Genomic DNA, 13341 nt, shown 5'->3' on the forward strand with positions numbered 1-13341 from the left:
ACAAAGCTCGGGCGGGGTCCGGGCATCCGGTGCACGCGCCGCGCCGGCCCTGCCAGATGGAGATCGATTTGCCGCCAGTCTCGCGCGCCCTGTCCGCCCTGACCCTGACCGCTCTCCTGGCCGTCGGCATTCCGTTCGCAGCGGCGCAGGACCAAACCGCCCCAGCCGCTCCCGCTGGCGCGGCGGCACCGGCCGGGATGGAAGCAGGGGAATGGCGCACCTGGTCGTCGCTGATCCGGCCCTCGAAATACGGCAACGACTTCCGGCACTATGATTTCGTGAACCCGGATGCCCCGAAGGGCGGCCGCCTCAATCTGCAGGCGGCGGGCACGTTCGACAGCTTCAATCCGTTCCCCGTGCGCGGCACGCCAGCTGCGGGCTTTGCCGCATTCGGCGGCGGCATCGCCTACGATACCCTGATGGATCAGGCACTGGACGAGCCGGGCGTCAGCCACGGGCTGATCGCCGAGGCGATGCGCTATCCCGCCGACTTCTCGTCCGTGACCTTCCGCCTCGACCCGGCAGCCAAGTTCCACGACGGCCAGCCGATCACCGCCGAGGACGTCGTCTGGACCTTCCAGACCGTGACGCGGCTGTCGCCCCTCTATGCCAACTACTATCACAACGTGACGGGCGCCGAGGTCACCGGCGAGCGCGAGGTGACCTTCCGCTTCAACCAGACGGGAAACCGCGAACTGCCCAACATCATGGGCGATCTCGTGGTGCTGCCCAAGCATTTCTGGGAGGGCACGGACGCGCAGGGCGCCAAGCGCGACATCGACAATCCGACGCTGGAGATCCCGGTCGGGTCCGGCCCCTACCGTGTGAAGGCCTACCAGCCGGGCTCAACCATCACCTGGGAGCGGGTGCCGGACTACTGGGCCGCATCCAAGGGTCCGCGCGTCGGGCGCTATAACTACGACGAGATCCGCTACACCTACTTCCGCGACCAGAGCGCGGGCTGGGAAGCCTTCAAGCGCGGGGGCTTTGCCGACTACCGCTCCGAGAACAGCGCCGGTCGCTGGGCGCAGGGCTACGACTTTCCCGCCTTTCGCGACGGCCGGGTGAAGAAGGAGGCCTTCCCGTCCGAGACCGGCGAGCCGATGCAGGGCTTCGTGATGAACACGCGGCGCGACAAGTTCGCCGACCCGCGCACGCGCCAGGCCCTGACGCTCGCCTACAATTTCGAGGAGATGAACCGGTCGCTGTTCTACGGCCAGTACAAGCGCACCACGAGCTACTTCCAGGGCACCGAGCTCGCCTCGTCGGGCCTGCCGAGCGAGGCGGAGCTGAAGATCCTTGAGCCGCTGCGCGGCGAGGTCCCGCCCGAGGTCTTCACGACGCCCTTCACCCTGCCGGACTATTCGGACCCGGCCGCCGAGCGCACGTATCTCCGGCAGGCCTTCGAGCTCCTGACGCAGGCCGGCTGGAAGCGACAGGGCTCGCAGCTGGTGAATGCCAAGGGCGAGCCGTTCCGGATCGAGTTCCTGGCGGCCGACCCCTCGTCGAGCCGCGTCATCGACCCGTTCGCCAACCAGCTGAAGCGCCTGGGCATCGAGACCTCGACGCGCATCGTCGACGCCTCGCAGTATCAGGCGCTGACCAACAACTTCGAGTACGACATCGTCACCGACGTGATGGCGCAGTCGCTCTCGCCGGGCAACGAGCAGCGCGACTTCTGGTCGAGCGCGGCGGCGAACCAGCCGGGCAGCCGCAACGCGGCCGGCATCCGCAACCCGGCGGTGGACGCGATCATCGAGAAGATCATCTACGCGCCCGACCGCAACAGCCTCGTCGCCGCGACCCATGCGCTCGACCGGGTGCTGCTCTGGAACTTCTACGTCGTGCCGCAGTACCACAACCCGTCGATCTGGCTGGCCTGGTGGGACAAGTTCGGCATGCCCGCGACGCGCCCGGCCTATGCAGGCATCGATCCGTTCTCGTGGTGGGTGAAGGGCGAGGTCGCCGTGAACACGCCGGAGGACCAGGCGGCCGCGGGCGCGCCCGACCCGGCCACGGCCCCTGCCATTCTGCCGCAGCGGCCGTGAGGCGCCGCGCGTGACCGAAAGCTTCATCCGCATCAGCCGCCGACATTTCGGCAAGCTGGCGCTCGGCGCGGCGGCCAGCGCCGCCCTGCCCCGCCTGTCCTTCGCCGACAACCCGGCCGACACACCGCTCTACGGTCTTTCGGCGTTCGGCGACCTGAAATACCCGGCCGGCTACACGCAGTTTGACTATGCGACACCGGACGCGCCGGTGGGCGGGCGGTTCACCTTCACCGTGCCATCCTGGTACTTCAACCAGTCGCCCGACACGTTCGACACGTTCAACACGCTCGTCCTGCAGGGCAACGCTCCGCCGCGCATGGAAATGCTCTACGAGGGCCTGATGCTCTCGACGCTCGACGAGCCCGACAGCCTCTACGGCCTCCTCGCTGAAAGCGTGTCGATCTCGCCCGACGGCAACCGCTTCACCTTCCGGCTGCGTCCCGAAGCCCGCTTTTCGACCGGCGCGCCGGTCACCGCGGCCGACGTCGTGTTCTCCTACGAGACGCTGAAGCGGGAGGGCCATCCGAGCCTCGCGATCCAGCTTCTGGAGGTGCGAGAGGTCGTGGCCGAGGACGAGCGCACGGTGCGGATCGTCTTTTCCGGGCGCCAGACCGTGCCGACCGCGCTCGCCACCTTCTCGATGCCGATCGTCCCCGCCGCGTTCTTCCAGAACCGCCCGTTCGGTCAGGGCGGCTTCGACGTGATCCCCGGCTCGGGTGCCTGGGGCGTCGGGCGCTATGCCGCCGGCCGCTACATCGAATACGAGAAGCGCGCGGACTACTGGGGCCGCGATATGCCGTTCGCCAAGGGGCTCGGCCATTTCCAGACGATCCGCGTCGAGTGCTTCCGCGATCGGCAGGCCTCGCTCGAGGCCTTCAAGAAGGGCGACGTCACCTATCGCGAGGAGTTCACGACGAGAGCCTGGGCGAGCGAGTACAACTTCCCCGCCATCCAGGACGGCCGGGTGAAGCGCGACACGTTCCCGGAAGAGAAGTGGCCGAACTTCCAGTGCTGGGCGCTGAACCAGCGCCGCGCGCAGTTTTCCGACGCGCGGGTGCGCCGCGCGATCAACCTGTGCTTCGACTTCGAGTGGACCAACGCCAATCTCCTGTTCGGCCTGCGGCTGCACTCGCAGTCCCCGTTCGAACTGTCGGACTATGTCGCGACCGGCGCGCCCTCTCCTGAAGAGCTCGCCGTGCTGGAGCCGCTGCGCGCCGACCTGCCGCCGGAGGTCTTCGGCGAGGTCTGGACGCAACCCGTCACCGATGCGTCGGGGCGCGACCGGCGCATCCTGCGCGAAGCCTCCGAGCTCTTCGCCGCTGCCGGCTGGACGCGCCGGGGCTCGGCGCTCGTCGACGCCGCCGGCCAGCCGTTCCGGCTCGAATACCTCCTGAACGACCCCGAGCAGGGCCGCGTCTACGGCAAGATGGTCGAGAACATGAAGCTATTGGGCGTCGACGCCTCGATGCGCGTCGTCGATGCCGCCCAGTACCAGGACCGCCTCAGCCGCTTCGACTTCGACATGATCCTCTGCCGCTTCGGCCTCAACGGCACCCCGACGCGCGAGAGCCTGACGAGCTTCTTCGGCTCCACGTCCCGCGACCGGCCGGGGTCCTACAACTATCCCGGCATGGCGAGCCCGGCGGTGGACGCGCTTCTCGATCGCATCGGCGAGGCGAAGACGCGCGACGAGTTGACCGTCCTGATGCGCGCGCTCGACCGCGTGCTGCGCTGGCGGCTCGACTGGATCCCCAACCTTCACGCCCGAGGCCACAACGTCGCCTGGTGGGACATGTTCGGCATGCCGGCCACCAAGCCCGATTACGGCTTCCCGGTAGAACAGCTCTGGTGGTACGACGAATCCAAGGCCAAGGCGGCCGGGCGGGCCTGACCGCGCCCACCGACGCTTTCGCACAACGGGACCGCTGAATGGCAGCCTACATCCTCCGACGTCTGCTCCTGATGATCCCGACCCTGCTCGGCATCATGGCCGTGTCCTTCGTGGTCATTCAGTTCGCACCGGGCGGGCCGGTGGAGCAGATCGTGGCCGGGCTGCAGGGTCAGGGCGGCGGCGCGGCCGATCGCCTCGGCGGCGGCGGCGGCGACATGGCCGCGCAGGGCGGCGACACGTCGGGCTATCGCGGGGCGCAGGGGCTGGACCCCGAGTTCATCCAGCGGCTCAACGAGCAATTCGGCTTCGACAAGCCGGCCTGGCAGCGCTTCGGCGAGATGATCTGGAACTACGCCCGCTTCGACTTCGGCACGAGCTTCTTCTCGAACGCCACGGTCGTCGACCTCATCATCCAGAAGCTGCCGGTCTCGATCTCGCTCGGCCTTTGGATCACGCTCCTGTCCTACGCGATCTCGATTCCGCTCGGGATCCGCAAGGCACTCCACGAGGGCTCTCGCTTCGACACCTGGACGAGCGCCGTCATCATCGTCGCCTATGCCATCCCCGGCTTCCTCTTCGCGGTGCTCCTGATCGTCCTCTTCGCGGGCGGCTCGTTCCTCGACTGGTTCCCGTTGCGCGGGCTCACCTCCGACAACTGGGCGCAGCTCTCCTGGCCGGAGCGCATCGTCGACTACTTCTGGCACCTGACGCTGCCGCTGATCGCGCTGTCGCTCTCGGCCTTCGCCACGACGACACTACTGACGAAGAACTCGTTCCTCGACGAGATCCGCAAGCAGTACGTGACGACCGCGCGCGCCAAGGGGCTGACCGAGCGCCGCGTCCTCTACGGCCACGTCTTCCGCAACGCGATGCTGATCATCGTCGCGGGCTTTCCCGGCGCCTTCATCTCGGCCTTCTTCGCCGGCTCGCTGCTGATCGAGACCATCTTCTCGCTCGACGGGCTCGGCCTCCTCTCCTTCGAGAGCATCTACAAGCGGGACTATCCGGTGGTCTTCGCCACGCTCTACATCTTCTCGCTGATCGGGCTGCTGACGACGCTGATCTCCGACCTCACCTACACCTGGATCGATCCGCGCATCGACTTCGAGCGGCGGGAGGTCTGATCCGATGACCGACACGATCGAGGATCGCAACGCGAAGGATCGCCCGCCCGAGCCCGCGACGCTGCGCGAGGCGCAAGGGGGCGCGAGCGGCGTGGCCCAGAACGCGCCGCCGGTCGTCGCCCTCGGCACGCCCTCCCGCCTGTCGCCGCTCAACCAGCGCCGCTGGCAGAACTTCAAGGCCAACCGGCGCGGCTGGTGGTCGCTCTGGATCTTCGCGATCCTCTTCGTCGTGACGCTGTTCGCCGAGTTCGTCGCCAACGACAAGCCGATCCTGATCTCCTACAAGAACGAGTACTACGCGCCGATCTTCACCGACTATCCGGAGGAGGTCTTCGGCGGGTTCCTGCCGGTGACGAACTACCGCGACCCGTTCATCCAGGACGAGATCGCCGCCAACGGCTGGATGATCTGGCCGCCGATCCGCTACTCCTACCAGAGCGTCAACAACGAAATCCCGACGCCCGCCCCGTCGCCGCCATCCTGGACCTTCTCCGAGGAGGAGCGCTGCGCGCGCTACAGCCAAGGCGTCAACGACCCCAACTGCACGGTCGGCAACTGGAACTGGCTTGGCACCGACGACCAGGCGCGCGACGTCCTCGCTCGCCTGATCTACGGTTTCCGCATCTCGGTCCTGTTCGGCCTGATCCTGACCGCCGCCTCGGCGGTGATCGGGGTCTTCGCGGGTGCCGTGCAGGGCTATTTCGGCGGCTGGGTGGACCTTCTCTTTCAGCGCTTCATCGAGATCTGGTCCTCGATCCCGGTCCTCTACCTCCTCCTCATCGTCGCCGCGATCCTGCCGCCGGGCTTCTGGATCCTCCTCGGCATCATGCTCCTGTTCTCGTGGGTCGCCTTCGTCGGCGTGGTGCGGGCCGAGTTCCTGCGCGCGCGCAACTTCGAATACGTCAACGCCGCGCGGGCGCTCGGCGTCGGCGACTGGACGATCATGGGCCGACACCTCCTGCCCAACGCGATGGTCGCGACCTTGACCTTCCTGCCGTTCATCCTGAACGGCTCGATCACGACGCTGACCTCGCTCGACTTCCTCGGCTTCGGCCTGCCGCCGGGCTCGCCGTCCCTCGGCGAACTCCTGGCGCAGGGGCGCAACAACCTGCAGGCGCCCTGGCTCGGCATCTCCGGCTTCGTGGTCCTGTCCTTGATGCTCTCGCTTCTCGTTTTCGTGGGAGAGGCGGTGCGCGATGCGTTCGACCCCCGCAAGAGCTTCCGGTGACCGCGTCATGAGCGACCATCACGGCCATTCGCACGATCACGGCGACCACGATCACCACGACCATGCCGCGCATGCGAGCCATAAGCGGCTCGGTATCGCCGCGGCCCTCACCGGCCTTTTCATGCTGGCGGAGATCGCGGGCGGCCTGATCTCCGGCTCGCTCGCGCTACTGGCCGACGCCGGGCACATGTTCGTAGACTTCGCCGGCCTCGTGCTCGCCTTTGCCGCCGCGCGCCTCGCGCTTCGGCCGGCCGACGCCAAGCGGTCCTACGGCTACGACCGGTTCCAGATCCTCGTCGCCTATTCCAACGGCCTCGTGCTCTTCGGCATCACCGCCGTGATCGTCTACGAAGCGTGGCGGCGGTTCACGGAGCCCGTCGAGATCCTCGCCGGCCCGATGCTGGTCGTCGCTGTCGCCGGTCTCCTCGTCAACATCGCGGCCTTCTTCGTGCTCCACGGGGGCGACAAGGAAGACCTCAACATGCGCGGCGCGCTGCTGCATGTCCTGGGCGACCTTCTCGGCTCGGTCGCCGCGATCGTCGCCTCGCTGGTGATTCTGGCCACCGGCTGGACGCAGATCGATCCGATCCTCTCCGTTCTCGTCTGCCTGCTGATCCTCACCAACGCCTGGCGGCTGGTTCGCGAATCCGCGCACGTCCTCCTGGAAGGCGCACCGGCCGGCGTCGACGGCCAGGAGGTCGGTCGGCATCTACGTGCCGCAATTCCCGGCATCGAGGACGTCCACCACGTCCATGTCTGGATGATCACGCCGCGCCGGCGCGCCGCGACGCTGCATGTCTGCGTGCCCGAGGGCGCCGACGGGACGGCCGTGGTGCGCCGCGTGAAGGCGATGCTGAGCGCCGATTTCCGGATCGAGCACGCGACGGTGGAACTCGAGCATGGGCACTGCGCCGATGCCGGAAGCGCCTGCGGCGGCGACCACGTCCATGACCACGCGGGTCATGACCACGCGCACCATCACCACGCCCATGACCACGGACATCGTCACGACCATGGGCATCACGGGCACGACCACGCCCATGGCACCCTGCCCCGTCCGGCCTGAGAGGATGAGAGCCGCTTGAGCCAGATCGCTCCCCGCCCCGACGCCAGCGCACCGCTTCTCGACGTACGCGACCTGAAGGTCGCCTTCCACCAGAACGGCGAGACGAGCCTTGCCGTCAAAGGCGTGTCCTTCGCGATCCACAAGGGCGAGACGGTGGCGCTCGTCGGCGAGTCCGGGTCTGGCAAGTCCGTCTCGGCGCTGTCGATCCTGAAGCTCCTTCCCTATCCGTCCGCCAGCCATCCCGGCGGCGCGGTGGTCTTCGAGGGGCAGGATCTCATCGCCGCCGACGACAAGGCGCTGCGCGGCGTTCGCGGCAACAAGATCTCGATGATCTTCCAGGAGCCGATGAGCTCGCTCAATCCGCTTCACACGATCGAGCGCCAGATCGGCGAGGTGATGAAGATCCACCGCGGACTGTCCGACCGGGCCGCGCGCGAGCGCACGCTGGAGCTTCTTCATCAGGTCGGCATCCGCGAGCCCGAAAAGCGGCTCGGCTCCTACCCCCACCAGCTGTCGGGCGGCCAGCGCCAGCGCGTGATGATCGCGATGGCGCTCGCCAACGAGCCGGACCTTCTCATCGCCGACGAGCCGACGACGGCGCTCGACGTGACGGTGCAGGCGCAGATCCTGGAGCTCCTGAAGCGGCTGCAGGCCGAGCGGGACATGGGCCTCCTCTTCATCACCCACGACCTCGGCATCGTCCGGCGCATCGCCGACCGCGTCTGCGTGATGTATCGTGGCGAGATCGTCGAGACCGGACCGACGGCCGAAATCTTCGCCAACCCGCAGCACGCCTACACTAGGCACCTTCTGGCGGCCGAGCCGAAGGGCCGCCCGCCCGCCGCCAACGCCAATGCGCCGCTCGTCACGGAAGGCAAAGGCGTGAGGGTCTGGTTCCCGGTGCGCACCGGCTTGATGCGGCGCGTCACCGATCATGTGAAGGCGGTGAACGGCATCGACATCGCCGTGCGCGCCGGGCAGACGGTCGGCGTCGTCGGCGAATCCGGGTCGGGCAAGACGACGCTCGGCCTCGCGCTCTGCCGGATGATCGCGAGCGAGGGCGAGATCCGCTTCGACGGGACACGGATCGACACCAAGTCGTCGCGCGAGATGCGCGACTGGCGCGACCGCATCCAGATCGTGTTCCAGGACCCCTACGGCTCGCTTAGCCCCCGCATGCCCATCGCCGACATCGTGGCGGAAGGCCTGCAGGTGCACCAACCGAAACTGTCGAAGGCGGAGCGCGACGCGCGCGTCGTCTCGGCGCTGGAGGAAGTGGGTCTCGACCCCGCGACGCGCTTCCGCTACCCGCACGAGTTCTCCGGCGGCCAGCGCCAGCGCGTCGCCATCGCCCGCGCCATGGTGCTCAATCCGCGCTTCGTGATGCTGGACGAGCCGACCTCGGCGCTCGACATGAGCGTGCAGGCGCAGGTCGTCGACCTCCTGCGTGACCTCCAGCGGAAGCACGACCTCGCCTATCTCTTCATCAGCCACGACCTCAAGGTCGTGCGCGCGCTCGCCAACGAGGTGATCGTGATGCGGGGCGGCGAGGTGGTGGAGCGGGGGCCTTCGGAAGAGATCTTCGAGCGACCGAAGACCGACTACACCAAGGCCTTGATGGCTGCCGCCTTCCGCATCGAGACGGCTGCCGGCGAGGACGTCGCTCAGTGAGCGCGCCGACCTACCGCTCCCGCCTGGAGGACCAGGCGCTGGACTTCACCGTCAGCGAGGAACGGCGCGTCTTCGACGGTTTCCGGCCGCTCGACGTCCTGACGCTCAGCCACGAGCCGCTCGGCGACGCGCAAGGCGCCCGCGTGCGACGCGAACTCGTGCGCGGCGGGCGCTGTGCGGTGGTCATCCCCTACGATCCTGCGCGCGACGCGATCGTGGTCATTCGCCAGTTCCGCATCGGCGCGGCGCTCGCCACCCCGCATGCCGCGCCGCTGGAACTGCCGGCCGGCGGCATCGACGAGGGCGAGGACCCGTCGAGCGGCGCGGCCCGCGAGCTGACGGAGGAAACGGGGCTGGTGCCGCGCGCGGTCGCCCATTGCTTCTCGATCCTCTCGACGCCCGGCCTCACCGACGAACTCGCCATGATCTTCCTTGCGATCGTCGATACCGGACAACTCTCCGGCCGCGGCGGCAAGGCCGATGAGGACGAGGACATCCTCGCCATAGCCGCCCCCTTCGAGGACCTCCTGGCCGCGGTCGACCGCGGCGCCGTGCAGAACGGGTTCCTCGTCGCAGCGACACATTGGTTCGCGCGCCACGGCCGCGCCCATGCGAAGCTCCTCGCCGATTCGACGCAAACGGACTGAGACACGTGAGCATCCTTCTTTCCGTCACCGGTTTCGATCCCTCGCGCTGGACGGAGGCGTTGCTCGCCGCCGCGCCCGACGAGACGATCGTGCTGCGCCCCGCGAGCGCGGCGGACGACAGCATCGACTACGCCGTCGTCTGGAAGCAGCCGCCGGGCGTCCTGTCGAACCTGCCCAACCTTCGCGCCGTCTTCTCGCTTGGCGCAGGCGTCGACCACATCCTGCGCGACAAGACCCTGCCGGACGTTCCGATCCTGCGCATCGTGGCGGACGACCTCACCGCGCGCATGAGCGAATACGTCGTCTGGCGCGTCCTCGACCATCATCGCCGCGGGATGACCTACCGCGCGCAGCAGGCGGTCCGGATCTGGAACGAGCGGCGCCAACCGGCGGCGTCCGAGATCGAGGTCGGTATCCTCGGGCTCGGCGAACTCGGGCGCGACGCGGCCGAGAAGCTGAAGGCGCTGGGCTTTCGGGTCTCGGGCTGGAGCCGTCGGCCGAAGACGATCGAGGGGGTCGAGTGCTTCGACGGCGACGCGGGCCTCGATACGATCCTCTCGCGCGCCGACATCCTCGTCGTGCTTCTGCCCCTGACGCCGGACACGACAGGCTTGATCGACGACGGCTTCCTGTCGAAGCTGAAGCGCGAGACGCCGCTCGGTACGCCCTCGCTGATCAATGCCGGTCGCGGCGGCCTTCAGAAGGATTCCGCGATCCTGCGCGCCCTCAACGACGGGCGGCTGATGGAAGCCTCGCTCGACGTCTTCGAGCGCGAGCCGCTGGCGTCCGACTGCCCGCTCTGGCGCCACCCGCGCGTGTTCGTGACGCCGCATGCGGCGGCCTCCTCCGACCCGGCGGCGCTGGCGCCGATCATCATGGCCCAGATCGCCGCGCACCGGCGCGGCGAGAGCCTTCACAACATCGTGGACCGCAGCGCGGGCTACTGATCAGCCGAGACGCCGCCGGACAGTGACGGGCGAGCCCTTGGCGAGCGCCCGCGCCTCGGCCGACGCCAACGGCTCGGCGGCCGTCATCATGTGATGGGCGTTGGCGTGAAGCAGCGTTTCCGCATCCACCATGATGCCGACATGGCCGCGCCAGAACATGAGGTCGCCGCGGCGCAGAGACTCGTCGGGGCCGAGCGCCTGCCCGAGCGATGTCGCCTGGAGATCGGTGTCGCGGGGCGCCTCGATCCCCGACAGCTGGAGCGAGAGCTGTACGAGAGCGGAGCAGTCGATGCCGGACGGCGACTTGCCGCCCCATAGATAGGGCACCCGCAGAAACCCTTCCGCCACCGAAACGAAGTCGGGCGCGACGGCGTCGATCGGCTCAAGATGCTGCGAGACGATCGCGCCGAACGGTGCGATCAGCGTGTAGATGGCGTTGGGGTCGGTCGCTTGGCCCTGCGCGGCGACGCTCGCGCCGAGCATCAGCTCGCGCATCGGCGGGCGCTTGATGTCCGGTCCCGGAAACACGAAGGTGCGGGGCACGCAGACGCGATGGGTCGCATCACGCGCCGGGCCGGAGAGGATCGCGGCGGTCGGCATCCAGCCGACATAGCGGTCGCGCTCCAGCTGGACCCAGCACCAGCCCTCCGGCGTCTCCTCGAAGATCATCACCGCCTCGCCGTGCAGCGCCTGCGTCTCGAGCGGCGCGTCGGGCGAAGGATAGCGGCGCAGGTCGGCGAGCGGGGCATCGACATGAGCCGGTTCGCCCGCCACGAAGCGGTCGGCCTCGACGCGCCCGCGCAGGCGTTCGTCGGCAAGGTCCGGCCGTGCCGCGTGGAGGCGCCGATCGAGAGCCACGGTCATCGCGCCAGTCCTCCGGCCTCGTCGACCAGCCGGTCGGCCATCTGCGATACGAACAGGCTGCCCTTCACCGTCCGACGCACGAGGACGTTGCGAAGATCGGCCGGGTCGCGGCGGCGCTCCAGAAGTTCGAGGCGCCCCATCGTGTCGAGCGCGCGCGTGACGACCGGCTTCGTCACCTTCAACCGGTCGGCAAGACCGCGCACCGTGTGCGGGGGCGGTTCGAGATAGACGGTGAGGAGAATGGCGGTCTGCCGCGTCGTGAGGTCAGGCCCCGCGTCGCGCGCCTGCTTCAATGCGTTGCCATGCAACAGCCGAAGCGCCTGCGCCGGCCGGATTTCGATGCCCATTCTCGGTCCCCACCCCGAACCGGCCCTCGTTTCGGAGCCGGTTCGGTCACAGGACAGAGGAATTGAGGCCGTTTCAAGAGGACGGAAAGCGCTCGCGCAGAACTTTCGCGAGCGCGCGGATCGCCTGCGCCTCGCCGCCCGCCGGTCCCGTCGGCCCGGCCTGCGGGCGCCAGCCGAAGACGTCGAAATGCACCCAGGATTTCGCCTGCGAGACGAAGCCCTGGAGGAACAGGGCGGCGGTGACGGAACCGGCGAACCCGTCGGTGGTGACATTGTTGATGTCGGCGATCTTGGAGGCGAGGTTCTTCGTGTAGGGCTTCCAGAGCGGCAGGCGCCAGAGCGGATCGTGCACAGCGGCGCTGGCATCGGCGATCGCAGCGGCCAGCGCCTTGTCGTCGGTATAGAAGGGCGGCAGGTCCGGCCCGAGCGCGACGCGTGCGGCCCCTGTCAGCGTCGCCATGTCGATCAGAACCTCGGGCGCCTCCTCGTCGGCGAGCGACAGGGCGTCGGCCAGAATCAGCCGCCCCTCCGCGTCCGTGTTGCCGATCTCGACCGTCTTGCCGTTGCGCGAGCGCAGGATGTCGCCGGGACGGAAGGCGTTGCCGGCGATCGCGTTCTCGACGGCGGGGATCAGGACGCGAAGGTTGACGCGCAGTTTCTCGCCCATCACGATGCGCGCGAGGCCGAGGACGTTCGCCGCGCCGCCCATGTCCTTCTTCATCAGAAGCATGCCGGACGCCGGCTTGATGTCGAGCCCGCCCGTATCGAAGGCAACGCCCTTGCCGACCAGCGTCACGCGTGGGCCGTCGGTCGGGCCCCAAGTCATGTCGATGAGGCGCGGGGCGACGGCGCTCGCGCGGCCGACCGCATGGATCATCGGGAAGTTCTCGGCCAGCAGCGCATCGCCGGTGATCACCGACACCGCGGCGCCGAACTCCTCGGCCAGCGCGCGTGCGGCCGCCTCGATCCCGTCGGGTCCGAGATCGTTGGTCGGGGTGTTGATGAGGTCGCGCACCATCGCAACGGCGTCGGCATGCAGGCGCACCCGCGCCTCGTCGGCGCCTTGGGGCAGCGCCAGACGCGCGCCCTCTTCGCCGGCCTTGGAACGGTAACGATCGAAGCGATAGGCGCCCATCAGGAAACCCAGAGCGGCAAGGTCCGGGTCGAGCCCGTGCCCGTCGGCGAGCGCCCAGTCGCCGGCCGGCAGCGCGTTCGCGAGCGCGCCCACGAGAAGCGCACGCTCGGCCGGGCTCGCGCCCGCACCGCCGAGGCCGAGCGCGGCGGAGCCGGGTACACCCTCAGCGCCCGGAGCCACGAGGACGCCGCCCGCGCCCCCCTTCCAGCCCATCGCCTGCGCCCAGGACCCGAGCGGCGCGGGCAGGCTGCCGAGGTCGCCCTCCCCCACCGGATGGACGGGGCGGGGGTCGTGAGCGGCGGACAGGAGGCGATCGGTCATCTCACACGGTTCCTCGCGTGCGCTCCAGAGGATTAAGGGAGCGGTAAGGTTA

Annotated in this window: 11 protein-coding genes; 8 read left to right on the forward strand and 3 right to left on the reverse strand. The window is 68.7% G+C overall.

What is annotated here, in order from left to right; all coding sequences use genetic code 11:
- Positions 1-56 precede the first annotated feature (56 nt).
- Genes ACLNGM_RS20830 through ACLNGM_RS20865 form a run of 8 tightly spaced genes read left to right on the forward strand, consistent with a single transcriptional unit; the run spans position 57 to position 10622 of the window.
- Entirely contained in the window at positions 57-2048 is a 1992-nt protein-coding gene (locus ACLNGM_RS20830) for an extracellular solute-binding protein (protein ID WP_416356417.1), read from the forward strand.
- 10 nt (positions 2049-2058) lie between these two features.
- Positions 2059-3939: an extracellular solute-binding protein gene (locus tag ACLNGM_RS20835; protein ID WP_416356418.1), complete on the forward strand. Its 1881-nt coding sequence runs from the start codon at positions 2059-2061 to the stop codon at positions 3937-3939.
- Between the two features lie 38 nt (positions 3940-3977).
- Entirely contained in the window at positions 3978-5063 is a 1086-nt protein-coding gene (locus ACLNGM_RS20840; RefSeq protein ID WP_090961640.1) for a microcin C ABC transporter permease YejB, read from the forward strand.
- 4 nt (positions 5064-5067) lie between these two features.
- Complete coding sequence (locus ACLNGM_RS20845) at positions 5068-6291, forward strand: ABC transporter permease (RefSeq protein WP_416356419.1); 1224 nt, start codon at positions 5068-5070, stop codon at positions 6289-6291.
- A 7-nt stretch (positions 6292-6298) separates the two neighbouring features.
- On the forward strand, positions 6299-7357 hold the full coding sequence (locus ACLNGM_RS20850) for a cation diffusion facilitator family transporter (RefSeq protein WP_416356420.1): 1059 nt from the start codon (positions 6299-6301) through the stop codon (positions 7355-7357).
- Between the two features lie 15 nt (positions 7358-7372).
- Entirely contained in the window at positions 7373-9028 is a 1656-nt protein-coding gene (locus ACLNGM_RS20855) for an ABC transporter ATP-binding protein (RefSeq protein WP_416356421.1), read from the forward strand.
- Positions 9025-9675 (forward strand): NUDIX domain-containing protein, encoded by a 651-nt coding sequence (locus ACLNGM_RS20860; RefSeq protein ID WP_416356422.1) that lies wholly within the window; start codon positions 9025-9027, stop codon positions 9673-9675. The genes ACLNGM_RS20855 and ACLNGM_RS20860 overlap by 4 nt, the downstream gene beginning before the upstream one ends.
- Positions 9676-9680: 5 nt before the next feature.
- Positions 9681-10622, forward strand: coding sequence for a 2-hydroxyacid dehydrogenase (locus ACLNGM_RS20865; RefSeq protein ID WP_416356423.1), 942 nt, complete (start codon positions 9681-9683; stop codon positions 10620-10622).
- Here ACLNGM_RS20865 and ACLNGM_RS20870 read toward each other — a convergent pair whose 3' ends face one another.
- The 3 genes from ACLNGM_RS20870 to ACLNGM_RS20880 all read right to left on the reverse strand — a co-directional run bounded on the left by ACLNGM_RS20870 (position 10623) and on the right by ACLNGM_RS20880 (position 13289).
- A complete protein-coding gene (locus tag ACLNGM_RS20870) occupies positions 10623-11486 on the reverse strand; it encodes an NlpC/P60 family protein (RefSeq protein ID WP_416356424.1) in 864 nt (287 codons plus the stop codon).
- Complete coding sequence (locus ACLNGM_RS20875) at positions 11483-11833, reverse strand: MarR family transcriptional regulator (protein ID WP_090961655.1); 351 nt, start codon at positions 11831-11833, stop codon at positions 11483-11485. Before ACLNGM_RS20875 ends, ACLNGM_RS20870 begins: the two co-directional genes overlap by 4 nt.
- A 73-nt stretch (positions 11834-11906) precedes the next feature.
- Positions 11907-13289, reverse strand: a complete 1383-nt coding sequence (locus ACLNGM_RS20880) for a leucyl aminopeptidase family protein (RefSeq protein WP_416356425.1) — start codon at positions 13287-13289, stop codon at positions 11907-11909.
- Between the last annotated feature and the right edge of the window lie 52 nt (positions 13290-13341).

The organism is Aureimonas phyllosphaerae (genome assembly GCF_047943035.1).
GTDB lineage: Bacteria > Pseudomonadota > Alphaproteobacteria > Rhizobiales > Rhizobiaceae > Aureimonas > Aureimonas phyllosphaerae.